The organism is Streptomyces sp. AM25 (assembly GCF_058146165.1).
Genome location: NZ_JBKIWN010000011.1, coordinates 54620 through 77008 on the forward strand (window position 1 = coordinate 54620; position 22389 = coordinate 77008).

Below are 22389 nucleotides of genomic sequence, written 5' to 3' on the forward strand. Positions count from 1 at the left end.
GAACGGCACAGTGGCGGATGCGGGAGTCGGAAGGCTGGGTTCTACTCGGGCCATGAGCACCGATCAGCCGAGGGATGACGACCCGTTCCAGAAGAGGCCGCCGGAGCCGCCCGGGGCCGGGCAGCCCCCGCCGTATCCGGGCGGGCCGGGCGGCGGGCCGCCGCCCGGCGGCCCCGGCAGCCCCTACGGCAACGCGTACGGCGCAGCCGACCCGCTGGCCGGGATGCCGCCGCTGGCGAACCGGTTCAAGCGGCTGGTCGCGCGCATCATCGACGGGCTGATCGTCAGCATCCCGGTCAGCGCGGTCTTCTCCGCGGCGACCCGGGGCTGGGACCCGTGGCGGGACAACGCCAAGTCCACCGGCCTGGGCATCCTCATCGCCGTCGTCTACTTCGTGTACGAGGGCCTGATGCTGACCTCGCGCGGTCAGACGGTCGGCAAGATGGCGATGAAGATCCGGGTCGGGCTGCTGGAGAACGGCGCCGTCCCGGCGGGCAAGGTCGGCTGGACGCGTTCGGCCGTCTACAACCTGCCGGAGATCGTGCCCTGTTGCGGCTTCCTGTTCTGGCTGGTCAACGTGCTGTGGTGCACGTGGGACCAGCCGTACCACCAGTGCATCCACGACAAGGCGGCGAAGACCGTCGTGGTGTCAACCGTGCAGTGACTGGCGGACCGTGGTGGGGGCCGCCGCAGTGCGCGTGGGCGTCCGCTGTCCGGGGACCCGGACAGCGGGCCGCGTATGCCTGCGGCGTGGTGGAGCCGCGACGGCGAAGGCGGCGAGCAGCCCGAGGGCCAGGGCCGTCAGGGCGATGACCGCGGCTCCGAACCCCGAGCGTGCCTGGGACAGCACCAGCATGACGAGGGTCGAGAAGACCACGGTGGCCGAGCCGTAAGCGATCTGTGCAGGAGTCGGACGCGGCATGGCGGTATCCGTCCTCAAGACATCGACAGGGACGACGAGTCGGCAGACAGGGGACAGCACTGAAGACTCTACGGTCCTGACTGCCCGAGGGGAACCAGCAGTAAGCGTGACCTTACCCATGGTGGCAGGATGCGGGGGGCGTGCGGATGCACTGGGGGCATCAATGAGGTGCCGATGCGCGCCCGTTGTGCGGCCGAGGCGGACACCGAGGAAAAGGGGATGCCTTGCCTCATCCTTTATCCGAAACTTAAAGTCCGCATAACGTACTGGGGTTGACGGCCTCAGTCAAGATCTGTCTTTTCTTGCGTCACTCCGGTCAAATACCTCCACAGTTCTTACTGGGGAGGACACTCACAAGTGAACAGCAGCCAACGGAGGGGCTTCAGAGCCGCCGCCGTGGCCACGGTGACCGCTGCACTCGGCGCGGCCACCCTGACCACGGGGACGGCCTGGGCCGCGAGCCCGACCGACTCGCCCTCGCCCGCCGCCGTCGAACGCCACGACCCCGCGCAGGTGCAGCGCGGCGCGGAGCACGACCTCAAGGGCCCGTACTCGAAGAAGCAGGCCGACCAGCGCAAGTCCGCGCTGGAGCAGATGATCTCCGGCGACGCCAAGGCCGAGAAGCGCGGCCCGTCCACGGTCGTCCAGCTCGGCAAGGGCAAGTACGTCGAGCTCGCCCGGCAGAAGACCGACAAGATCTTCACGATCCTCGTCGACTTCGGCGACAAGGTCGACGACACCACGACGTACGACCCGGACGGGCCCGACGGCCCCAAGCCGCCCGTCAAGAAGTACGGCGGCACGCCCGGGCCGGCCCACAACCGGATATCGAAGCCGGACCGTGCGAAGGACAACAGCACGGCCTGGCAGAAGGACTTCAACCGGCAGCACTACCAGGACCTTTACTTCTCGCACGACAAGAACAAGGAGTCCCTGGCCAAGTACTACGAGAAGCAGTCCTCGGGCCGCTACTCGGTCGACGGCGTCGTCAGCGACTGGGTGCGCGTGCCCTGGAACGAGGCCCGCTACGGCTCCAACTACTGCGGCAGCACCAACTGTTCCAACGCCTGGGACCTCGTGCGCGACGCGGTCGACCAGTGGGTGGCGGACCAGAAGGCCGCCGGCCGCAGCGACGCCGACATCAAGGCGACCCTGGCCCAGTACGACCAGTGGGACCGCAACGACTACAACCACAACGGCAACTTCAACGAGCCCGACGGCTACATCGACCACTTCCAGATCGTCCACGCCGGCGAGGACGAGTCCGCGGGCGGCGGCGCGCAGGGCAAGGACGCCATCTGGGCGCACCGCTGGTACGCGTACGGCTCCGACGCCGGCAAGTCCGGGCCGTCCTTCAACAAGGCGGGCGGCACCGAGATCGGCGACACCGGCTTCTGGGTCGGCGACTACACGATGCAGCCGGAGAACGGCGGGCTCGGCGTCTTCGCCCACGAGTACGGCCACGACCTGGGCCTGCCCGACGAGTACGACACCACCGGAACCGGTGAGTCCTCCGTCGCCTACTGGTCGCTGATGTCCGCCGGCTCCTGGCTCGGCAGCGGCAAGGACACCATCGGCGACCTGCCCGGCGACATGAGCGCCTGGGACAAACTCCAGCTCGGCTGGCTGAACTACGACAAGGCCAAGGCCGCGACGAAGTCGACGCACAAGCTGGGCGTGGCCGAGTACAACACCAAGGACAAGCAGGCCCTGGTGGTCGGCCTGCCGGCCAAGAAGGTCACCACCGATGTGGTGAAGCCCGCCGAGGGCTCCCGGCAGTGGTGGTCGGGCCAGGGCGACAACCTGAAGAACACCCTGACCCGCACCGTGGACCTCGCCGGCGCCGCCAAGGCGTCGCTCGACTTCTCCGGCTGGTGGGACATCGAGGAGAACTACGACTTCCTCTACGCCGAGGCCTCCACGGACGGCGGCGCGAACTGGACCCCGCTCGACGGCACCGCCGACGGCAAGGCGATCACCCGCGACGGCGGCAACCGACCGGCCCTGACCGGCACTTCGGGCGCGTACCCGAAGCTGGCCTTCCCGCTCGACGCGTACGCGGGCAAGAAGATCGATCTCCGCTTCCGCTACGTCACCGACGGCGGAACCTCCGGCAAGGGCTTCACGGCGGACGCCATCGCAGTGACTGCGGACGGCCGGACGGTCCTCTCGGACAACGCCGAGGGCGACGACAACGGCTGGACGGCCAAGGGCTTCTCGCGTATCGGCGCCTCCTTCACCAAGGAGTACCCGCAGTACTACATCGCCGAGAACCGCCAGTACGTCTCCTACGACCGGACGCTGAAGACCGGCCCGTACAACTTCGGCTGGAAGGACGGCAAGCCGGGCTGGGTGGAGCACTACCCGTACCAGAACGGCCTGTTGGTGTGGCTGTGGGACACCTCGCAGGCGGACAACAACGTCGGCGTCCACCCCGGCTCCGGCCGCATCCTGCCGGTCGACGCCCACCCCAAGGCCGAGAAGTGGGCGGACGGTTCGCTGATGCGCAACCGCTTCCAGGCCTATGACTCGACGTTCAGCCGGTTCCCCGCCGCGGGCTACACGGTGCACTCCAACGGCGTGGCCGCCAAGGTCAAGGGCAAGCCGGGCGTTCCGGTCTTCGACGACCACAAGAACACCTACTACGACCCGGCGAACCCCACCGGCGGGGTGCACCTGACCGACACCAACACCCGCATCCGGATCCAGGCGCAGGCGCCGGGCGGCTCCTGGATGCTCCTCCAGGTGGGCCCCTCGGCGAAGCAGCCTTCGGAGTGACCGCTCGGTAACCGGCCGCCGCCTCGCCCTCTGGCGGGCGGCGGCCATCGTGCCCATGATGCTCTCGTGATGGTCTTACCGGCGGAGAGGTGAGGCGGGCGATGGCAGGCGGAGGCTTCGCAAGACTCCCGGACAGCAGCGTGGTCGTGGCCCTGTCCCTGCCGGGCCCGCCCGGCGGCGGCGTGGAGCCGGGCGCGCGCGTACGCGTCCTGGTCCGCGCGGCCAACCGCGCACGCGCCCTGACGCGCCTGCGCAACCTGGGGCTGCGGGCGGTGTACCTGCGGGGCAATACGGAGCCGCCGACGCCGGACGAGATCACGGCGGTGCTGCATCACCCGGAGGGGATCGTCTGGCGCGCGGCGCCGGACGACGACACGGAGTCGTGGCATCCGATAGCCACGCTGCTGCGACGGGCGGGGTGAGGTCCTGGGGCTTCGCCCCCGGCCCCCTGGTCCGTCGGCTGCGGGTTCGCCGTGGCTGGTCGCGCAGTTCCCCGGGCCCGGGGCGCAGCCCCCCGTCACCCCACGATCGGCTTGCCGCTCAGCTCCACGCCCGCGTCCCGCATCTCCTCCAGTGCCCGCTGCGTCGTCTCGGGCGCCACCCCGGCCGTCAGGTCGAGCAGGACATGCGTGGCGAAGCCGCACCGCACCGCGTCCAGTGCCGTGGCCCGTATGCAGTGGTCGGTGGCGATGCCGACCACGTCCACCTCGGTCACCCCGCGCTCCCGCAGCCACCGCTCCAGCGGCTCCCCGTTCTCGTCCGTTCCCTCGAAGCCGCTGTACGCCGCCTCGTACGCACCCTTGTCGAAGACCGCCTCGATCGCCCCGGAGGTGATGACGGGCGCGAAGTTCGGGTGGAACCCGCTCCCCTCCGTGCCCGCCACGCAGTGCGCCGGCCAGGAGTGCTCGAAGTCCGGGTGCGCCGAGAAGTGCTCGCCGGGGTCCACGTGATGGTCACGCGTCGCGACGACGTGTTCGTACAGCCCGGCCGTCTCGGCCACGTGGTCCGTTATGGCCGCGGCAACGTCGGAGCCGCCGGTCACCGCGAGGCTGCCGCCCTCGCAGAAGTCGTTCTGCACGTCGACGATGATCAGTGCACGGTTCATGGTGCAGATCCTTTGGGGGAGGGCCGTCGGTCGAACGGTCGAACAACAGACCAGCTCGATGTGACCGAGGGTAGTGACTCACGTTGCGGTGTGCGAGGGGGGAACGGACGGCGCAAGGGAACAACGGGGGCTCACGCGCCCGCGGCGCCGCCCTGGCCGGGGTACTCGGTCGGCAGCACCGGTTCGCCGCGGGAGAGCTGCGTCGCCGACAGCGGCAGCCCGGCCCGGGCCCGGACGTGCCGCTCGCGGGCCGCGGCCAGCGGCTCCCGGGCGACGACCTCGCCCCGGCGCACCAGCTCCACCAGCAGCTGCCGGTCCGCGAGCTCCGCCGGGACCTCGCCCGTGCCGACGACCTCCGCCTCGGCCACCCCGTCCGCGTCCACCCGGCGCGCGGCCCACTTGCGGCCGCCGATGGAGGTCTTCCCGCCCATCGACTTCTTGGCCACGGGCCGCAGCGGGGCGTCCTCGCCGGGGGAGTCCGCGCGGGCGACCAGTTTGTAGACCATCGAGCACGTGGGGTGCCCGCTGCCGGTGACCAGCTGGGTGCCCACGCCGTACGCGTCCACCGGGGAGGCGGCCAGCGAGGCGATGGCGTACTCGTCCAGGTCGCTGGTCACAACGATCTTCGTGTCCCTGGCGCCCAGATCGTCGAGCTGCTGGCGCACCCGGTGGGCGAGCAGCAGCAGGTCCCCGGAGTCGATGCGCACCGCGCCCAGCTGCGGCCCCGCGACCTCGACGGCCATCTTCACGGCCTCGGTGACGTCGTAGGTGTCGACCAGCAGCGTCGTCGTGCCGCCGAGCGAGGCGACCTGGGCGGTGAAGGCGTCCCGCTCGTTGTCGTGCAGCAGGGTGAAGGCGTGGGCGCTGGTGCCGACGGTGGGGATGTTGTAGCGGAAGCCGGCCGCCAGGTCCGAGGTGGAGCTGAAGCCGCCCACGAAGGCGGCGCGCGCGGCGGCGACGGCGGCCAGCTCGTGGGTGCGCCGGGCGCCCATCTCGATCAGCGGGCGGTCCCCGGCGGCCACGGCCATCCGGGAGGCGGCCGCGGCGACCGCGGAGTCGTGGTTGAGGATCGAGAGGATCACCGTCTCCAGCAGCACGGCCTCGGCGAAGCTGCCCTCGACCCGCAGGACCGGCGAGCCCGGGAAGTAGATCTCGCCCTCGGGGTAGCCCCAGATGTCGCCGCTGAAGCGGTAGTCGGCCAGCCAGGCGAGCGTGGGCTCGTCGACGATCTGCTGGGCGGCGAGGAAGTCCAGCACGCCGCGGTCGAAGCGGAAGTTCTCGACGGCGTCCAGGACGCGGCCGATGCCGCCGACGACGCCGTAGCGGCGTCCGTGCGGCAGGCGGCGGGTGAAGACCTCGAAGACCGAGCGCCGGTCGGCGGTGCCGGCCCGGAGGGCCGCCTGCACCATCGTGAGCTCGTAGCGGTCGGTGAAGAGGGCCGTCGAGGGCACGTCCACCGGCAGCCTCAAGTCCGCAGCATTCATGGCGCAGATGCTACCCCCAATACTCGTCAGAGTGACGATTTCAGTGATCGAAAGCACGGCACCCGGCACGCCCCTCCGTACCGGGACCCCTTTGTGCATCGGCTGCCCGCGAGTGGCAGCATGGGAACCGTGAGTGTTGCACCGGTCGAGATCGAACGGCCCGAGACGGGCGAGTCCCCCTTTGCGGTGACCGAGCCAGATGTGCCCTGGGTGACCCTGGTCCACAACGACCCCGTCAACCTCATGAGTTATGTGACGTATGTCTTCCAGGCCTACTTCGGCTACTCCAAGGACAAGGCCCGCAAACTGATGCTCGACGTCCACCACAAGGGCCGTGCCACGGTCTCCAGCGGGAGCCGTGAGGAGATGGAGCGCGACGTGCAGGCGATGCACGGCTACGGGCTCTGGGCGACGCTGTCGCAGGACCGTTGATGGCGGGGCACTTCGAGCCGCTGCCCGGCGGCGGGGCCGCCGTGGCCCTGGACGAGGTCGAGGTCTCCATCCTGCGCAGCCTGGCCGTCCAGCTGCTGGAGCTGATCGGGCCGGGGGAGACCGAGGGCCCGGACGCCGCCGACCCGCTGGCCCGGCTCTTCGCCGAGGGCCCGAGCGAGCCGCCGTCCGACCCCGCGCTCGCCCGGCTCTTCCCCGACGCCTACGGCACCCCCGGCGCCGAGCAGGACCGGCAGGAGCGCGCGTACGCGTCCGAGTTCCGCCGCTACACCGAGAACGACCTGCGCGCCCGCAAGCGCGACGACGCCCTTGCGATGGTGCGCTCCCTCGACGGGCTGACCGTGGCAGGCGACCGCGGCGCGGTGCTGCGCCTGTCGCCGGAGGAGTGCGCGCGGTGGCTGGGCGCGCTCAACGATCTCCGTCTGACGATCGGGACCCGCCTGGAGGTCTCCGACGAGGACGACGGCGAGGCCCTGCTCCGGCTGCCGGACGAGGACCCGCGCAAGCCGATGGTGATGGCCTACCTGTGGCTCGGGGGGCTGCAGGAGACGCTCGTCGAGTCACTGGGCTGAGTCGTCGACGAGCCGGTGTTCGCTGGGGGCACCTCCCAGCGGTAGCTGGGGGAGGACACTCAAATCCGGATAACGATCGAATCACCGTGGCGATGGTTATTGCCTAAGGCTGTGACTTTTGCCCTGATTCCTGTGTGACGTGCGCCATACCGGCCCCACTGATGTCCTTGTTACACGTGATACATCTTGCCGACCTGCCTCCGTGACGCCACCCATGTCACGGCGGGAGCGCTGGCCGACCGACCGTCGGCACTCGCAGGACTCCATCCGGGGGGATCGGAACCCGATCCGGAGCAACCGGATCGGTATGGAGCGAAAGGCGCACCACCATGACCTCTGAGCAGGTCGCGTCCCGAACCGCAGTGCGGGACGAGAACGGAAGCGGAACGGAAGCTTCCGAGGGTTACCAGCGGGGACTGGGCAACCGGCAGATCCAGATGATCGCCATTGGTGGCGCCATCGGCACGGGATTGTTCCTCGGCGCGGGCAAGGCCATATCCAAGGCCGGTCCGAGCCTGATCCTGGGTTATGCGATCGCCGGCCTGGTCATCTTCTTCATCATGCGAGCGCTCGGCGAGCTGCTCATGTACCGCCCCGTGTCGGGCTCCTTCTCGGAGTACGCCCGCGAATTCCTCGGCCCCTTCTGGGGTTATGTGACGGGCTGGACGTACTGGCTGTTCTGGGTCGTCACCGGCATGACCGAGGTCACCGCCGCGGCCACCTACGTCCAGTACTGGGACAAGTCCATTCCGCAGTGGGTCTCGGCCCTCGGCTTCACCGTCGTCCTCTACTTCGCCAACCTGATCTCCGTGAAGCTCTTCGGCGAGCTGGAGTTCTGGTTCTCCATGGTCAAGGTCACCGCCATCATGGGCATGATCCTGATCGGCATCGGCGTCCTCACCCTGGGCTTCTCCAACGCCGGCAAGACGGCCTCCGTCAGCCACCTGTGGGCCGACGGCGGATTCTTCCCGCACGGCATCGGCGGCACGCTGATGACCCTGCACCTGGTGATGTTCGCGTTCATGGCCGTCGAACTGGTCGGCGTCACCGCCGGCGAGGCCAAGGACCCGAAGAAGACCCTGCCCCAGGCCATCAACACCGTGCCCTGGCGCATCGCGCTCTTCTACCTGGGTGCGCTCATCATCATCCTGTCCGTCGTCAGCTGGACCGCCTTCGAGCCGGGCGTCAGCCCGTTCGTCGAGGCCTTCCAGCGGATCGGCCTCCCGGCCGGTGCCGGAATCGTCAACTTCGTGGTGCTCACCGCGGCGCTGTCGTCCTGCAACTCCGGCATGTACTCCACCGGCCGCATGCTGCGCGACCTCTCGCTCAACGGCCAGGGGCCGAAGTTCTTCGGCCAGTTGAGCAAGAAGGGCCTGCCACTGCGCGGCACCACCATCTCCGCCGCGCTGATGCTCTTCGGCGTGTGGATCAACTACCAGTGGCCCGGCCAGGCGTTCGACTATGTCGTCTCCTTCGCCACCATCTCCGGTCTGTGGGCCTGGGTCATGATCCTCGCGTCCCACCTGCGCTACCGGAGGCTGGCCGACGCCGGCGTGCTGCCGCAGTCGGAGTTCAAGGCCCCGGGCGCCCCGTGGACCAGCATCTTCGGACTGCTCTTCATCGGCATGGTGTTCGTGCTGATGGGCCTCGACAAGGACGCCCGCATCTCGCTGTACTGCGCCCCGGTCTGGGCCGCGGTCATGTGGGTCTCGTACCTGGTGCTCAAGAAGCGCAACCCCGAGGCCTTCGCCCGCAAGCCGCACCCGACCCCGGTTCCGGAGGTCGAGGCGGCCGCCTGATCCGCTCGCTCCCCGCACGGGCCCGTCCGTACCTCCCCGGAGGTGCAGGCGGGCCCGTGCCTATTCTTGGCCGCATGCTGACCATCACCCAGGACCTACACGACCGGATCGTCGCCCACGCCCGCGCCGACCACCCCGACGAGGCGTGCGGCGTGGTCGCCGGCCCCGTCGGCAGCGGCCGGCCCGAGCGGTTCGTCCCGATGCTCAATGCGGCCCGCTCGCCCACCTTCTACGAGTTCGACTCGGGTGATCTCCTCAAGCTCTACCGGGAGATGGACGACCGCGACGAGGAGCCGGTGATCATCTACCACTCCCACACGGCCACCGAGGCCTACCCGTCCCGCACCGACATCTCCTACGCCAACGAGCCGGGCGCGCACTACGTCCTGGTCTCCACCGCGGACACCGACGGCTCCGGCCCCTTCCAGTTCCGCTCGTTCCGCATCGTGGGCGGCGAAGTCACCGAGGAAGAGGTCGAGATCGTCGCCGCCCACGGGAATGTGACCACGCAGTAAGACCGTTGTGTCCGGATGCCGGTACATGCTTCCGGCGGACGCACAGGGTGTCGATACGATCGCCCCACGTGCCCCACCCCAGCACTCCAGCACTCCGACAGGAGCACAGCAATGGCCATCGAGGTCCGTATCCCGACCATCCTCCGCACGTACACCGACGGCGCCAAGGCCGTCGAGGGCAGCGGCGCCACGCTCGACGAGCTGTTCAAGGACCTCGACAACCGGCACCCGGGCATCCGCGAGCGCCTGGTGGACGAGTCGGGCGCACTGCGCCGCTTCGTGAACGTCTACCTCAACGACGAGGACGTCCGCTTCCTGGACGGCCTGTCCACCGCGCTCGGCGACGGCGACAGCATCACCATCCTCCCGGCGGTCGCCGGCGGAATGGTCTGAGCGGCGCCCCATGCGCTACGAGAGCCCCCTGGCGGCCGTCGGCAACACCCCGCTCGTCGGGCTGCCCCGGCTGTCCCCCTCGGCGTCCGTGCGGATCTGGGCCAAGCTGGAGGACCGCAACCCCACCGGCTCCGTCAAGGACCGCCCCGCGCTGCACATGATCGAGCAGGCCGAGAAGGCCGGCCGGCTCGCCCCCGGCTGCACGATCCTGGAGCCCACCTCCGGCAACACCGGCATCTCCCTCGCCATGGCAGCCAAGCTCAAGGGCTACCGCATGGTGTGCGTGATGCCGGAGAACACCAGCGAGGAGCGGCGGCAGCTGCTCGCCATGTGGGGCGCCGAGATCATCCCCTCGCCCGCCGCCGGGGGCTCCAACACGGCCGTGCGCGTGGCCAAGGAGCTCGCGGAGCAGCACCCCGACTGGGTGATGCTCTATCAGTACGGCAACCCCGACAACGCCGGCGCCCACTACGCCACGACGGGCCCCGAAATCCTCGCCGACCTCCCGGAGATCACCCACTTCGTGGCCGGACTCGGCACCACGGGCACCCTCATGGGCGTCGGCCGCTACCTGCGCGAGCACGTCCCCGGCGTGCAGATCGTCGCCGCCGAACCGCGCTACGACGACCTGGTCTACGGGCTGCGCAACCTCGACGAGGGCTTCGTCCCGGAGCTCTACGACGCCTCCGTGCTCACCACGCGCTTCTCCGTCGGCTCCGAGGACGCGGTGCGCCGCACCCGCGAACTCCTCGCCGAGGAAGGCATCTTCGCGGGCGTCTCGACCGGTGCCGTGCTGCACGCCGCCCTCGGCGTCGCGCGCAAGGCCGTCCGGGCCGGGGAACGGGCGGACATCGTCTTCGTCGTGGCCGACGGCGGCTGGAAGTACCTCTCCACCGGCGTCTACACGGCGGCGACGACCGAGGAGGCGGTGGCCGCGCTGCACGGCCAGCTGTGGGCCTAGCGTCCGTTCCGGTCGGTAAAAAACAGAACTGTGCACGGGTGAACTGCTACTACCGATGTTGGCAGGCGGCTGACATCATCACGTAGGAGACGCACATGACCTGTCCCGCATGTGGATCTTCGGACACGAGGCAGCTCAACAATGGAAACTGGCAGTGCGGAAACTGCGGCGCAGTCACGGCTGGACCGGGCAGCGTGGGATGCGCTCGCCCCTGAGACGCGTGAACGGCTCGCGGCCTTCATGTCGCCCGAGGTGTTCACGGTGACGGCCGGCAGCAAGGAGTCGGCCGAGCGCTTCCAGCGCTTCATGGACACGCTGGACCGCGCCGAGCAGCACAAGCCCCTGTAGCCGCAGCCTTCTCCGCTCCCGTGGCCCCGCCCGCGCTCCCCCCTGTAGCGCGGGCGGGGCCTTCGGTGCACCGGGCGCCGTGCCGGACGGCCGTCCTGGTGATTCCAGCCACACCACCCCGCCGCCGAGGAGCGACCGCACCGCTCCCGCCTTACGCTCGACGCACCGCATGGCCCCCCGTCACCGGCCCACGGAGGTTCAGGCCCGCATGAAGCTCACCGTCGTCGGATGCTCGGGGTCGTTCCCGTCCACGGAATCGGCCTGTTCGAGCTACCTCGTGGAGGCCGACGGCTACCGGCTGCTGCTCGACATGGGCAATGGCGCCCTCGGCGAGCTCCAGCGCCACATCGGTCTCTACGACCTCGATGCCGTGCTTCTGTCACACCTTCACCCCGACCACTGCATCGACATGTGCGGCTACTTCGTCGCCCGCTACTACCGGCACGACGGCGGCCGCGCCCGGCCGATCCCCGTCCACGGCCCGCAGGGCACCGAGCGCCGGCTGGTCACGGCCTACGGCGACGTGCCCGACGAGGCCTGCATGAGCGAGGTCTTCGACTTCCGCACCCTGCGCCCCGGCACCTTCGCCCTCGGCCCCCTGACGGTCCGTACGGCCCTGGTCCGCCACCCCGTCGAGGCCTACGCCTTCCGGGTCGAGCACGACGGGGCGTCCCTGGTCTACTCCGGCGACACCGGCCCCTGCGCGGCCCTGGACGAACTCTCCGCAGACGCCGACCTGCTGCTGTGCGAGGCCTCTTTCACGCACGGCAAGGAGGACATCCCCGACCTCCACCTCACCGGCCTGGAGGCCGGCGAATGCGCGTCCCGCGCGGGCGTCGGCCGCCTGGTCCTCACCCACATCCCGCCGTGGACCGACCCGTTGGCCAACCTGCGCGACGCGCGGTCCGTCTACGCCGGGCCGGCGGAACTGGCGCAGGCGGGGGCGGTGTACGAGGTGTAGCACCGCGGACACGGGAAAGGCCCCGGAACCGCGAACGGTTCCGGGGCCTTTCCGACTCGCCGGGAGGCTTACGCCTTGGTGAGGTCCTCGACCTCCTCCTCGGGCTCGCGGCCCGGGGTGGGGAGGTTGAACTTGGTGATCGCGAAGCGGAAGACCACGTAGTAGATCACCGCGAAGACCAGGCCGATCGGGATGATCATCCACGGCTTGGTGGCCAGGTTCCAGTTCAGCGCGTAGTCGATGAAGCCGGCGGAGAAGGTGAAGCCGGCGTGCACGCCCAGCGCCCAGGTGACGGCCATCGAGACGGCGGTCAGCACCGCGTGCACCGCGTACAGCAGCGGCGCGATGAACATGAACGCGAACTCGATCGGCTCGGTGATGCCGGTGACGAACGAGGTCAGCGCGAGCGAGATCATCATGCCCAGGACGGCCTTGCGGCGCTCGGGGCGGGCGGAGTGCGCGATGGCGAGCGCGGCGGCCGGCAGGCCGAACATCATGATCGGGAAGAAGCCCGACATGAACTGTCCGGCGCTCGGGTCGCCGGCGAAGAAGCGGTTGATGTCGCCGTGCACGACCTTGCCCGCGGCGTCGGTGAAGTCACCGAGCTGGAACCAGGAGACGGTGTTGACGAACTGGTGCATGCCGATCGGGAGCAGACCGCGGTTGACCAGGCCGAACAGACCGGCGCCGACGGAGCCCAGGCCCGTCATCCACGTGCCGAAGTCGCTGATGGCGCTGCCGATCGGCTCCCAGACCAGGCCGAAGAAGACGCCGACGAGAGTGCCGACGAAGGCCATGAGGATCGGCACCAGGCGGCGGCCGTTGAAGAAGCCGAGCCAGTCCACCAGTTTGGTGCGGTGGTAGCGCTGCCACAGCACGGCGGAGAGGAGACCCATGATGATGCCGCCGAGGACACCGGGGTTGTTGTAGACGGCGGCCGTGTACTCGCCGTTCTTGACGAAGGCCTCGTGGACCGGGAACGCCTTCAGCACGTTGCTGTAGACCAGGAAGCCGACGAGGGCGGCCAGCGCGGTGGAGCCGTCGGCCTTCTTGGCGAAGCCGATCGCGACGCCGATGCAGAAGAGCATCGGCAGGTTGTCGAAGATCGCGCCGCCGGCGGTGGAGAAGACGTCGGCGACCTTGTCCCAGTGCAGGCCCTCCTTGCCGAAGACGTCCTTCTGGCCGAGGCGCAGCAGGATGCCGGCGGCGGGCAGCACGGCGATCGGCAGCTGCAGGCTGCGGCCGATCTTCTGCAGGCCCTGCAGGACGCCGGCGCCCCGCTTCTTGGCGGGGGCGGCCTTCTCGACGGGCTTCTCGGCGACCGTGGTCGCGGTGCCCGCCGAGGACTTCGCGGTCTCGGCCTGCTGAGCCGCCGCGGCGCCGCCGGCCTTCTTCTGGGCCGGTACCGGCCGCTTCTTCTTCTGCCCGGAGCTCATCGGATTCCTCCAAGTGAGGCGGGCGCTCGGGGGAAGGGGACGGCCCGCTTATGGTCTACACCACTTAGTGGTTTAGACCTGTTGTAACACGTGAAGCGGGCATAAAGGAATCCATGGTTCCAGGTGGCCTGAATCACACGCGCGGCACCCATCGAACCTAGTTGATCAGGAGCGGCGCAGGGTTACAACATCCTTACGCCGCGTTGAACTTACGGCTCCACCGCCGCGTCCTCGAAGCCCTCCGCGACCTCCTCCTCCGGCTCCCGCCCCGGCGTCGGGATGTCGAACCTCGTGATCGCGAACCGGAAGAGCGCGTAGTAGACGACCGCGAAGCACAGGCCGATCGGGATGATCAGCCAAGGCCGGGTCGCCAGGCTCCAGTTGATCACGTAGTCGATCAGGCCCGCCGAGAAGCTGAAGCCGTCGTGCACGCCCAGTTCCCAGGTGACCGCCATCGAGACGCCGGTGAGCAGGGCGTGGGCCACGTACAGCAGCGGGGCGATGAAGAGGAAGGAGTACTCGATGGGCTCGGTGATGCCCGTGACGAGCGAGGTCAGGCCCACCGAGAGCATCATGCCGCTCACCGCCTTGCGGTGGGCGGGCCGGGCGCAGTGTGCGATGGCCAGGGCCGCCGCCGGCAACGCGAACATCATGATCGGGAAGAAGCCCGAGGTGAACTGGCCCGCGTGCGGGTCGCCCGCCAGGAAGCGGTTGATGTCGCCGTGCACCACCGTGCCGTCCGGCTTGGTGTAGTCGCCGAACTGGAACCACACGAAGACGTTCAGGAACTGGTGCAGGCCGATCACCAGCAGGGCGCGGTTGGCCACGCCGAAGATGCCGGAGCCGAGGGAGCTCAGGTCCACCAGCCACTTGCTGAAGCTCGTCAGGCCGCGCCCCACCGGCGGCCAGATCCACAGGCACAGCGCCGCGAAGGCGATCGCCACGAAGGCCATGATGATCGGCACCAGCCGGCGCCCGTTGAAGAAGCCCAGCCAGTCCACCAGCCGCACCCGGTGATAGCGCTCCCAGAGCTTGGCCGTCATGTAGCCCATCACGATGCCGCCGAAGACGCCCGGGTTCTGGTACGCGGCCGTGCCCGCCGTGCCGTCCGGGGCGATGCACACCCCGCTGAGCAGCCCCAGCCCCGTGAAGCGGTGACCGCTCGGGCAGTTCTGCGGGAACTGGTGCAGCACCGCGTAGTAGACGAGGAAGCCCGCCACCGCCGCCAGGGCCGTCGAGCCGTCCGACTTCTTCGCCATGCCGATCGCCACACCCACCGCGAACAGCAGCGGCAGCCCCAGCGAGGAGTCCAGCAGCGCCCCGCCCGCGCCCGCCATCACCTTGGCGACGTCCGTCCAGCCCAGCCCGTCCTTGCCGAACACGTCCGGCTGCCCGAGCCGGTTGAGGATGCCGGCGGCGGGCAGCACGGCGATGGGCAGCTGCAGGCTGCGGCCCATCTTCTGCAGGCCCTGGAAGACGGAGTGCAGGTGCTGCTTGGCCGGCCCGGGGGCCGCCGCGGCTTCCGAGGTCATCTGCATCCTCCCGGCTGGCATACTGGTGTAGACCACTCGGCCGGCACCTGCGCGACGGCCTTCCGGAACGCACTGCCGGGTGGTGGCCATCTTTCGTCAGATGACGGACGAACGCCCGCGTAACTGGGCTGAACGTGGGTTACCGTGTGAAAGCCGACCGGCGACAGCGCCCGGGTCCGGCCGAGACAACCAGGAGTGCACATGGCCAGCAAGGCTGAGAAGATCGTCGCCGGTCTCGGCGGGATCGACAACATCGAAGAGGTCGAGGGCTGCATCACCCGCCTCCGCACCGAGGTCGCGGACGCCTCCCTCGTCGACGAGGCCGCCCTCAAGGCCGCCGGCGCCCACGGCGTCGTCAAGATGGGCACCGCCATCCAGGTCGTCATCGGCACCGACGCGGACCCCATCGCCGCCGAGATCGAGGACATGATCTGAGCCGCTGAGCTCCTCCGCGCAGGGCCCCGCACCGGAACGGGGCCCTTCGTGTTGCGGATAGGCTCGTCCCCATGTCTCGCATCGACGGCCGCACCCCCGACCAGCTCCGCCCCGTGACCATCCAGCGCGGCTGGAGCAAGCACGCCGAGGGCTCCGTCCTCGTCTCCTTCGGTGACACCAAGGTGTTCTGCACCGCCTCCGTCACCGAGGGCGTCCCCCGCTGGCGCAAGGGCAGCGGCGAAGGGTGGGTCACCGCCGAGTACTCGATGCTGCCCCGCTCCACCAACACCCGCGGCGACCGCGAGTCCGTCCGCGGCAAGATCGGCGGCCGCACCCACGAGATCTCCCGCCTCATCGGCCGCTCGCTGCGCGCCGTCATCGACTACAAGGCCCTCGGCGAGAACACCATCGTCCTCGACTGCGACGTCCTGCAGGCCGACGGCGGCACCCGCACCGCCGCCATCACCGGCGCCTACGTGGCCCTGGCCGACGCCGTCGCCTGGGCCCAGCAGAAGAAGCTCGTCAAGCACGGCCGCCACCCCCTGACCGGCACCGTCTCCGCCGTCAGCGTCGGCATCGTCGACGGCGTCCCGCTCCTCGACCTCTGCTACGAGGAGGACGTGCGCGCCGAGACCGACATGAACGTCGTCTGCACCGGCGACGGCCGCTTCGTCGAGGTCCAGGGCACCGCCGAGGCCCAGCCCTTCGCCCGCGAGGAGCTGAACGCCCTCCTCGACCTGGCCGTCGCCGGCTGCGCCGACCTGGACAAGGCCCAGCGCGAGGCCCTCGCCCGCACCCTCTGAGACCCGGGAGAAGCAAGAACCGTGCAGCGCCTGATCCTGGCCACCCGCAACGCCAACAAGGTCACCGAGCTCCGCGCGATCCTCGCCGGGGCCGGCCTCGACGTCGAACTCGTCGGCGCCGACGCCTACCCCGAGGTGCCCGACGTCAAGGAGACCGGCGTCACCTTCGCCGAGAACGCCCTCCTCAAGGCCCACGCCCTGGCCCGGGCCACCGGCCACCCCGCGGTCGCCGACGACTCCGGCCTCTGCGTCGACGTCCTGAACGGCGCCCCCGGCATCTTCTCCGCCCGCTGGGCGGGCCGCCACGGCGACGACAAGGCCAACCTCGACCTCCTGCTGGCCCAGCTCGCCGACATCGCCGACGAGCACCGCGGCGCCCACTTCGCCTGCGCGGCCGCGCTGGCCCTCCCCGACGGCACCGAGCGCGTCGTCGAGGGCCGCCTCCGCGGCACCCTCCGCCACGCCCCGGCCGGCTCGGGCGGCTTCGGCTACGACCCGATCCTCCAGCCGCTCGGGGAGACGCGCACCTGCGCCGAGTTGACGGCGGACGAGAAGAACGCGATCAGCCACCGCGGCGAGGCCTTCCGGGGGCTGGTGCCGGTGGTGCGGGAACTGCTGGGCTGACGGTGCGAAAAGGGTGTGGCACCTACCGGTGCCACACCCTTGCCGTGGGGCCGACGAGACTCGAACTCGCACTGGCCACTACCTAAAAGTGGTGCCTCCTGCCAATTGGGCTACGGCCCCGGGCACAGACTACTGGGCCCGCTCGCGGAAGTGCCAGGCGCCTTCTTCCGATGCCTGCCGCCTCGGCACCAGGTGACTGTGACGGCGTGGCAGTTGGGACACAGCAGCCGGAGGTTCTCCCGGCGGTCGTCGGACCAGTCGCCGTTGATGTGATCGACTTCGAGCGTCATGGGCTTGCCGCGCCAGAAGGGCCCGGTCCCGCAGCCTGCGCACTCGTCCGGAACGCCGGTCTCGCGCAGGGCTCGACGGAGCATGTGGGCACGCGTGCGGTGTTTTCCGGAGCGCTTCACCAGCACTTCCCCGGGAGCCTTCCTCGGTGTCGTACCGGGCTTGCCTCGCTGGTGAGCCCGTCCCAGGAAGTGGGCCGCCGTAAGACCGTCGTCCGCAATCCACTGGCGCAGCAGGGCACGCTGGCATCCGTTGTCCGGCTGGCCGAGTCGTCGGAGAGCCTGCGCGATGGAGCTGGACTCGTTCACGACCTGGCGGAGTATGTCCGGGGATGGCCGCGGGCCGTTCTTCCGGTACTTGCGGCGGAAGTGCGAGATGTCGATCCCGAAGTGGGCAAAGCGCCCGTACAAGTACTGGGAGAGCTTGTCGTAGGGCCGGACTTCCAGGAAGGTGATGACCTCGTCCATGTCGAAACACTGCTGGGCCGCTTCTGCCAGGCGTTCCCTGGTGTACTGATTGCGACTGGTCATCGGCAGCTGTCCCCGGCCTGCGGTGGTCGGGGAGCAGCCGTCCGACGAGTCCTGTCGCGGCCGCGGTAGGTATCGGTGGTCGCATGGCAGTTGGGGCAGAGGAGTCGCAGATTGGCGATGCGGTTGTTGCGCCAGTCTCCGTCGATGTGGTCCACCTCAAGCGGCAACGGGTACCCCTGCCACATGGGCTCCATCGCGCAGAGTGCACAACAGTCGGCGACGCCGGATGCGAGCATCGCCTGCCTGAGTCGGGAGTTCTGCTCACGACGGCCCCCGGGGGAGGTCTGTTCGGCAAGGAGCTCTACGGACGTGCGTTTCTTCCGACGTGTTTCCGGCCCGGCAGTGTCGAAGTGCGACGTGTCGATGCCGAGCGCACGGATGCGACGGCCGATATGGGTGTGTTGACCGCCTACCACGTCGATGCCAAGGTGCCGCAGGGTGTCGCACATATTGGACGAGGCCGCCACAGCGGCTTCGAGGATCTCTCTGGTCCAGCGTGTGCCTTCCGGTTCGAAGTGGGACGTTTCGATCCCCATCTTCTTCATGCGTCCCCGGAGGTAGTCCCGCGACGAGCTTTTCGGGTCGACCCCGAGCCTGCTCAACGCCTCCGACAGCGTCTGTGAGGACGCCGCTGCGGCTGCTAGCCGCTCCCTGGTGTACGGGCTGACCGACATGATTCCCCTCCCCCTCGCACACACCAACGATCGCACTCCCGATCGGTTACGCCCCCCCGCACCCCGCGCATTCACAGGAACCTGATATGCGCGAAGGGAACGCACGGCCCCATTTCTCCGTCCCTCAAAGCGGGAACGGGGACAGCCCGTCGAGACGAACGCCCGCCCCTACGCGAGGAAGAGAGCCGATGACCGACCGTGCCGCGCGCCGTTGGACCAGCACGCGCAGCGTGCTGGCGCTCGTTCTGGGCGTGGTCGTGCTCGGGGCCGGCGGGGTGTGGCTGGCGTGTGCCACCGACCGCGGGAGCGTGATGGGCGAGGCGCCCCGCACGGCCGCGGCGCAGCGGGCGTTCAGCACGCAGGAGGTGCAGGTGGAGGTCGACGAGTCGGCCGCCGGCGAGCTGCCGGGGGTGCGGGACTGCGGCGGCGGGACACCGGTGCTGGAGCCGAAGATCATCACCCTGGACTGCGCGAGCTCCGGCCAGGTCGCCAGCGACATCACCTGGGACGAGTACGGCCCGACCCAGGCGACCGGCAGCGGTGTGGTGCAGGTGTCGAGCGGGGCGGGCGGGGCCGCGCGGACGTCGTTCCCGGCGTCGCTGCGGCTGACCGGGCCCAAGCGGGTGGACGGGACGATGGCGTTCACGGCGCTCGAGGTCACGTACAAGGGCGCCACCCCGACCGGTGAGACGCACAAGGTGTTCACGATCGCGTGATGGGTATTCGTGGACGGATCGCGCTGGCGATCTCCTTCGTCACCGCACTGGCAGTCGTGGTGCTGGGCGTCACCGTGCACCACATCTCCGGCCTGGAGCGCGACAAGCAGGCCCGGGAGTACCAGGACGGGCTGCTGAGTTCGGCGCTGCAGGTCTACCAGCGGGACGGAACGCTGGTGCTCGGCGCGCAGTTGGACGACTCGCGGGTGCCGGCGCGGCTCGCACAGGCGGTGGCCCGCGGCAAGCCGAAGACGTACATCAGCGGCGGCGGCGACCCGCGGGTGTGGGCCGCGACGGGCGTCGGCGACGGCAAGGTGCTGTCGGTCTCGGCCTCGTACCCGGCCCGGGACCCGCTGCAGCGGTCGCTGGACCAGACCCTGATCGTGGCCGGCGCGGTGACGGTGGCGCTGATGGCCGTGGTCGCGCTGTTCGTGGCGCAGAGCCTCTCGCGCCGGCTGCGGCTGAGCGCCGCCGCCGCGCGGCGGATCGCGGCGGGCGAGTCGCAGGACGCGGACGCGCTGCTGACCGGCGGCCGGGACGAGGTCGCGGAACTGGGCCGCTCGGTGCACCACATGGCGACGTCCCTGGCGGCGCGGGTGGAGGCCGAGCGCGGGTTCACGGCGGACGTGGCGCACGAGCTGCGCACCCCGGTGGCCGGGCTGGTGGCCTCGGCCGAACTGCTGCCGCACCCGCGGGCGGTGGAGATGGTGCGCGAGCGTGCGCAGACGATGCGGGCGCTGGTGGAGGACCTGCTGGAGGTCTCCCGGCTGGACGCCGGCGCGGAGAGCGCCCAGCTGGACGCGGTGGAGCTGCCGTCGCTGGTGCGCGGGATCGTCAAGCGGGCGCAGGGACAGCGCGGGGTGGCCGACGTGGCCGTCGAGGTGATCGGCGAGGGCCGGATCGTCATGACCGACTCCCGCCGGGTGGAGCGGATCCTCGTCAACATCCTCGCCAACGCGGCCAAGCACGGCCGCCCGCCGATCGAGGTGACGGTGCAGGGCACCCGCATCGAGGTGCGCGACCACGGCGACGGCTTCCCGCCGGGCCTGGTCGACCGGGGGCCGCGCCGCTTCCGCACGGCGGCGCCCGAGCGCGGCACGGGCCACGGCCTGGGCCTGACGATCGCGGTGGGCCAGGCGGCGGTGCTGGGGGCCCGGCTCACGTTCGGCGCCGCCGAGGGCGGCGGCGCGCTGGCCGTCCTCGACCTGCCGGAGGCCGAGGACGTGCCGGAGGAGGACCGTCCGGTCCTCCGGGGCGCGGACAGCAGCGCGGGCGCCGCGGCCCCTACAGCCCCAGGTCCTTGATGATCTTGGCGACGTGGCCGGTGGCCTTGACGTTGTAGAGGGCGCGCTCGACCTTGCCCTCCTCGTCGACGATCACGGTCGAGCGGATGACCCCGGTGACCGTCTTGCCGTACAGCTTCTTCTCGCCGAACGCGCCGTACGCCTCCAGGACCTTCTTCTCCGGGTCGCCGACCAGCGTGACCTTCAGGTCCTCCTTCTCGCGGAACTTCGCGAGCTTCTCGGGCTTGTCGGGCGAGACGCCGATGACGTCGTAGCCGTGGCCGGCCAGGAACTCCAGGTTGTCGGTGAAGTCGCAGGCCTGCTTGGTGCAGCCCGGGGTGAGGGCGGCCGGGTAGAAGTAGACGATGACCTTGCGGCCCTTGCGGTCGGCGAGCGAGACCTCCCGGCCGTCCGCGTCGGGCAGGGTGAAGGCCGGGGCGGTGTCGCCGGGCTGAAGTCGCTCGCTCATGGCTGGCTCTCCTGGGAGTGTGCGGGGGCTGACGGTCCCGAGACTAGCCAGCTCCCCGATCGGGGGTGCCGCGGGGCACGGGGCCGGGGGAGCTGACAGACTGGTCATCAGCATTCATCACTGACGGAGACGGAGGCAGCCCGGTGCCGGACGCCAGGACCCCTGCGCAGATCGAGGCGGACATCGTCCGCAGGCGGGAAGAGCTCGCCGTGACGCTCGACGAGATCGGGGTGCGGATGCACCCGGGCACGATCATCGGGGACGCCAGGGCCAAGGTCGCCTCCAAGGTGGACCAGACCGCGGGCCGCGCCTACGTGACGGCGAACCGCCTGGTCTCCGAGGTGCGCTCGCGGTTCGTGACCGAGGAGGGCGTGCCGCGCCTGGAGCGGATCGTTCCGGCGGCGATGCTGGCCGTGGGCGTGGTGGGGCTGCTGGCGATGTCCTCGCGGCGCCGCAAGGACTGAAGCCCGGGAATTCCCGGGCCTGAGGCCTTCGCACCCCGCAGGGACAGGTACGGTCTTCGCGTGAGTACGAATACCACCCACGACAAGCTGCCCATCCGGATGCTCCACGACCGCGTGCTGGTCAGGACGGACATCCCCGAGGGCGAGCGCCGGTCCACCGGCGGCATCGTCATTCCGGCGACGGCGGCGGTGGGCCGCCGCCTGGCCTGGGCCGAGGTCGTCGCGGTCGGACAGAGCGTGCGCACGGTGGAGCCGGGTGACCGGGTGCTCTACGACCCGGAGGACCGCGCCGAGGTCGAGGTGCGCGGTGTCGCCTACGTCCTGATGCGCGAGCGTGATCTGCACGCGGTGGCCGCGGAGCGGCTGGAGGGCTCGGAGGACTCCACCGGCCTGTACCTGTAGCCTGGACGGCATCCACCCGACGAGACGCGCCGTACCGGGTCAGGACAAGACGACGCACCCCTGGAAACAGTTTTCCGATGGAGGTGCCTCGTCATGGCATGGGTTCTGCTCGTCGTCGCCGGTCTGCTCGAGGTCGGCTGGGCGATCGGTATGAAGTACACCGAAGGCTTCACACGGCTGTGGCCGAGCGTCTTCACGGTGGTCGGCATCGCGGCCAGCATGCTGCTGCTGGCCCAGGCGGCCCGCTCCCTCCCCATCGGCACGGCCTACGGCGTCTGGGTCGGCATCGGCGCGACGGGGGCCGCCGTACTCGGCATGGCGGTGCTGGGCGAGCCGGTGAGCGTGGGGAGGGTGTTCTTCATCGTGCTGCTGCTGGTGGCCATCGTCGGCTTGAAGGCGACGTCGGGGCACTGAGGCCCGCGCCCCGAAGGGGCGCGGGGAACTG

At 70.0% G+C, this 22389-nt stretch carries 27 protein-coding genes, 1 tRNA gene and 1 riboswitch; of the genes, 19 read left to right on the forward strand and 9 right to left on the reverse strand.

Going from position 1 to position 22389, the window contains the following annotated elements; genetic code table 11:
* Positions 1-52 precede the first annotated feature (52 nt).
* A complete protein-coding gene (locus ACLHRZ_RS16670; RefSeq protein WP_490419214.1) occupies positions 53-664 on the forward strand; it encodes an RDD family protein in 612 nt (203 codons plus the stop codon).
* On the opposite strand, the gene ACLHRZ_RS16675 is transcribed toward ACLHRZ_RS16670, so the two are convergent.
* Positions 650-922, reverse strand: a complete 273-nt coding sequence (locus tag ACLHRZ_RS16675) for a hypothetical protein (protein WP_490419215.1) — start codon at positions 920-922, stop codon at positions 650-652. The genes ACLHRZ_RS16670 and ACLHRZ_RS16675 overlap by 15 nt on opposite strands.
* Positions 923-1279: 357 nt before the next feature.
* Here ACLHRZ_RS16675 and ACLHRZ_RS16680 point away from each other — a divergent pair, with 357 nt between their 5' ends.
* Positions 1280-3700 (forward strand): immune inhibitor A domain-containing protein, encoded by a 2421-nt coding sequence (locus ACLHRZ_RS16680; RefSeq protein ID WP_490419216.1) that lies wholly within the window; start codon positions 1280-1282, stop codon positions 3698-3700.
* 101 nt (positions 3701-3801) lie between these two features.
* Positions 3802-4122, forward strand: coding sequence for a hypothetical protein (locus tag ACLHRZ_RS16685; RefSeq protein ID WP_490419217.1), 321 nt, complete (start codon positions 3802-3804; stop codon positions 4120-4122).
* A 95-nt stretch (positions 4123-4217) separates the two neighbouring features.
* On the opposite strand, the gene ACLHRZ_RS16690 is transcribed toward ACLHRZ_RS16685, so the two are convergent.
* Positions 4218-4805 carry an isochorismatase family protein gene (locus ACLHRZ_RS16690; protein WP_490419218.1) on the reverse strand — a complete coding sequence of 196 codons (588 nt, stop codon included), beginning with the start codon at positions 4803-4805 and terminating at the stop codon, positions 4218-4220.
* Positions 4806-4936: 131 nt separating this feature from the next.
* Positions 4937-6289: a nicotinate phosphoribosyltransferase gene (locus tag ACLHRZ_RS16695; protein WP_490419219.1), complete on the reverse strand. Its 1353-nt coding sequence runs from the start codon at positions 6287-6289 to the stop codon at positions 4937-4939.
* 120 nt (positions 6290-6409) lie between these two features.
* On the opposite strand from ACLHRZ_RS16695, the gene clpS reads away from it, so the two are divergent.
* The 8 genes from clpS (at position 6410) to ACLHRZ_RS16735 (ending at position 12288) form a co-directional block, all read left to right on the forward strand.
* Positions 6410-6721 carry an ATP-dependent Clp protease adapter ClpS gene (gene clpS, locus ACLHRZ_RS16700; protein ID WP_171086135.1) on the forward strand — a complete coding sequence of 104 codons (312 nt, stop codon included), beginning with the start codon at positions 6410-6412 and terminating at the stop codon, positions 6719-6721.
* Entirely contained in the window at positions 6721-7311 is a 591-nt protein-coding gene (locus tag ACLHRZ_RS16705) for a DUF2017 domain-containing protein (RefSeq protein WP_490419220.1), read from the forward strand. The genes clpS and ACLHRZ_RS16705 overlap by 1 nt, the downstream gene beginning before the upstream one ends.
* A gap of 329 nt (positions 7312-7640) precedes the next feature.
* Positions 7641-9110 (forward strand): amino acid permease, encoded by a 1470-nt coding sequence (locus tag ACLHRZ_RS16710; protein WP_490419221.1) that lies wholly within the window; start codon positions 7641-7643, stop codon positions 9108-9110.
* 74 nt (positions 9111-9184) lie between these two features.
* Complete coding sequence (locus tag ACLHRZ_RS16715; RefSeq protein WP_490419222.1) at positions 9185-9625, forward strand: M67 family metallopeptidase; 441 nt, start codon at positions 9185-9187, stop codon at positions 9623-9625.
* Between the two features lie 111 nt (positions 9626-9736).
* Positions 9737-10018 (forward strand): MoaD/ThiS family protein, encoded by a 282-nt coding sequence (locus ACLHRZ_RS16720; protein ID WP_490419223.1) that lies wholly within the window; start codon positions 9737-9739, stop codon positions 10016-10018.
* Positions 10019-10028: 10 nt separating this feature from the next.
* Positions 10029-10979 carry a PLP-dependent cysteine synthase family protein gene (locus ACLHRZ_RS16725; RefSeq protein ID WP_490419224.1) on the forward strand — a complete coding sequence of 317 codons (951 nt, stop codon included), beginning with the start codon at positions 10029-10031 and terminating at the stop codon, positions 10977-10979.
* Positions 10980-11074: 95 nt separating this feature from the next.
* On the forward strand, positions 11075-11194 hold the full coding sequence (locus ACLHRZ_RS16730; RefSeq protein WP_171086123.1) for an eL43 family ribosomal protein: 120 nt from the start codon (positions 11075-11077) through the stop codon (positions 11192-11194).
* A 341-nt stretch (positions 11195-11535) separates the two neighbouring features.
* On the forward strand, positions 11536-12288 hold the full coding sequence (locus ACLHRZ_RS16735) for an MBL fold metallo-hydrolase (protein ID WP_490419225.1): 753 nt from the start codon (positions 11536-11538) through the stop codon (positions 12286-12288).
* Positions 12289-12356: 68 nt separating this feature from the next.
* On the opposite strand, the gene ACLHRZ_RS16740 is transcribed toward ACLHRZ_RS16735, so the two are convergent.
* Positions 12357-13724 (reverse strand): PTS transporter subunit EIIC, encoded by a 1368-nt coding sequence (locus ACLHRZ_RS16740; protein WP_490419226.1) that lies wholly within the window; start codon positions 13722-13724, stop codon positions 12357-12359.
* A 209-nt stretch (positions 13725-13933) separates the two neighbouring features.
* Positions 13934-15256 carry a PTS transporter subunit EIIC gene (locus ACLHRZ_RS16745; RefSeq protein WP_490419227.1) on the reverse strand — a complete coding sequence of 441 codons (1323 nt, stop codon included), beginning with the start codon at positions 15254-15256 and terminating at the stop codon, positions 13934-13936.
* Positions 15257-15457: 201 nt separating this feature from the next.
* Here ACLHRZ_RS16745 and ACLHRZ_RS16750 point away from each other — a divergent pair, with 201 nt between their 5' ends.
* From ACLHRZ_RS16750 to rdgB, 3 genes are all read left to right on the forward strand, one after another.
* Positions 15458-15691 (forward strand): PTS sugar transporter subunit IIB, encoded by a 234-nt coding sequence (locus ACLHRZ_RS16750; protein ID WP_490419228.1) that lies wholly within the window; start codon positions 15458-15460, stop codon positions 15689-15691.
* 71 nt (positions 15692-15762) lie between these two features.
* Positions 15763-16494 (forward strand): ribonuclease PH, encoded by a 732-nt coding sequence (rph, locus tag ACLHRZ_RS16755; RefSeq protein ID WP_490419229.1) that lies wholly within the window; start codon positions 15763-15765, stop codon positions 16492-16494.
* A 21-nt stretch (positions 16495-16515) separates the two neighbouring features.
* Positions 16516-17118, forward strand: a complete 603-nt coding sequence (gene rdgB, locus ACLHRZ_RS16760; protein ID WP_490419230.1) for an RdgB/HAM1 family non-canonical purine NTP pyrophosphatase — start codon at positions 16516-16518, stop codon at positions 17116-17118.
* Between the two features lie 45 nt (positions 17119-17163).
* Here the strand turns inward: rdgB and ACLHRZ_RS16765 are convergent.
* The 3 genes from ACLHRZ_RS16765 to ACLHRZ_RS16775 all read right to left on the reverse strand — a co-directional run bounded on the left by ACLHRZ_RS16765 (position 17164) and on the right by ACLHRZ_RS16775 (position 18610).
* Positions 17164-17238, reverse strand: a tRNA-Leu gene (locus ACLHRZ_RS16765).
* Positions 17229-17936, reverse strand: a complete 708-nt coding sequence (locus tag ACLHRZ_RS16770; protein ID WP_490419231.1) for an HNH endonuclease — start codon at positions 17934-17936, stop codon at positions 17229-17231. Before ACLHRZ_RS16770 ends, ACLHRZ_RS16765 begins: the two co-directional genes overlap by 10 nt.
* Complete coding sequence (locus ACLHRZ_RS16775; RefSeq protein ID WP_490419232.1) at positions 17933-18610, reverse strand: HNH endonuclease signature motif containing protein; 678 nt, start codon at positions 18608-18610, stop codon at positions 17933-17935. Before ACLHRZ_RS16775 ends, ACLHRZ_RS16770 begins: the two co-directional genes overlap by 4 nt.
* A gap of 188 nt (positions 18611-18798) precedes the next feature.
* On the opposite strand from ACLHRZ_RS16775, the gene ACLHRZ_RS16780 reads away from it, so the two are divergent.
* Positions 18799-19326, forward strand: coding sequence for a hypothetical protein (locus ACLHRZ_RS16780; protein ID WP_490419233.1), 528 nt, complete (start codon positions 18799-18801; stop codon positions 19324-19326).
* Entirely contained in the window at positions 19326-20630 is a 1305-nt protein-coding gene (locus tag ACLHRZ_RS16785) for a sensor histidine kinase (protein ID WP_490419234.1), read from the forward strand. The genes ACLHRZ_RS16780 and ACLHRZ_RS16785 overlap by 1 nt, the downstream gene beginning before the upstream one ends.
* Here the strand turns inward: ACLHRZ_RS16785 and bcp are convergent.
* Positions 20611-21078 carry a thioredoxin-dependent thiol peroxidase gene (bcp, locus tag ACLHRZ_RS16790; protein WP_336413264.1) on the reverse strand — a complete coding sequence of 156 codons (468 nt, stop codon included), beginning with the start codon at positions 21076-21078 and terminating at the stop codon, positions 20611-20613. The two genes, ACLHRZ_RS16785 and bcp, sit on opposite strands and share 20 nt — an antisense overlap.
* 143 nt (positions 21079-21221) lie before the next feature.
* Here bcp and ACLHRZ_RS16795 point away from each other — a divergent pair, with 143 nt between their 5' ends.
* The 3 genes from ACLHRZ_RS16795 (at position 21222) to ACLHRZ_RS16805 (ending at position 22358) form a co-directional block, all read left to right on the forward strand.
* Positions 21222-21542 carry a DUF3618 domain-containing protein gene (locus ACLHRZ_RS16795; protein ID WP_490419235.1) on the forward strand — a complete coding sequence of 107 codons (321 nt, stop codon included), beginning with the start codon at positions 21222-21224 and terminating at the stop codon, positions 21540-21542.
* 99 nt (positions 21543-21641) lie between these two features.
* Complete coding sequence (locus tag ACLHRZ_RS16800) at positions 21642-21944, forward strand: GroES family chaperonin (protein WP_048831771.1); 303 nt, start codon at positions 21642-21644, stop codon at positions 21942-21944.
* Positions 21944-22003, forward strand: a riboswitch (guanidine-III (ykkC-III) riboswitch). Its footprint overlaps the gene before it by 1 nt.
* Before the next feature lie 34 nt (positions 22004-22037).
* Entirely contained in the window at positions 22038-22358 is a 321-nt protein-coding gene (locus tag ACLHRZ_RS16805; protein ID WP_490419236.1) for a DMT family transporter, read from the forward strand.
* The last annotated feature ends 31 nt before the right edge of the window (positions 22359-22389 follow it).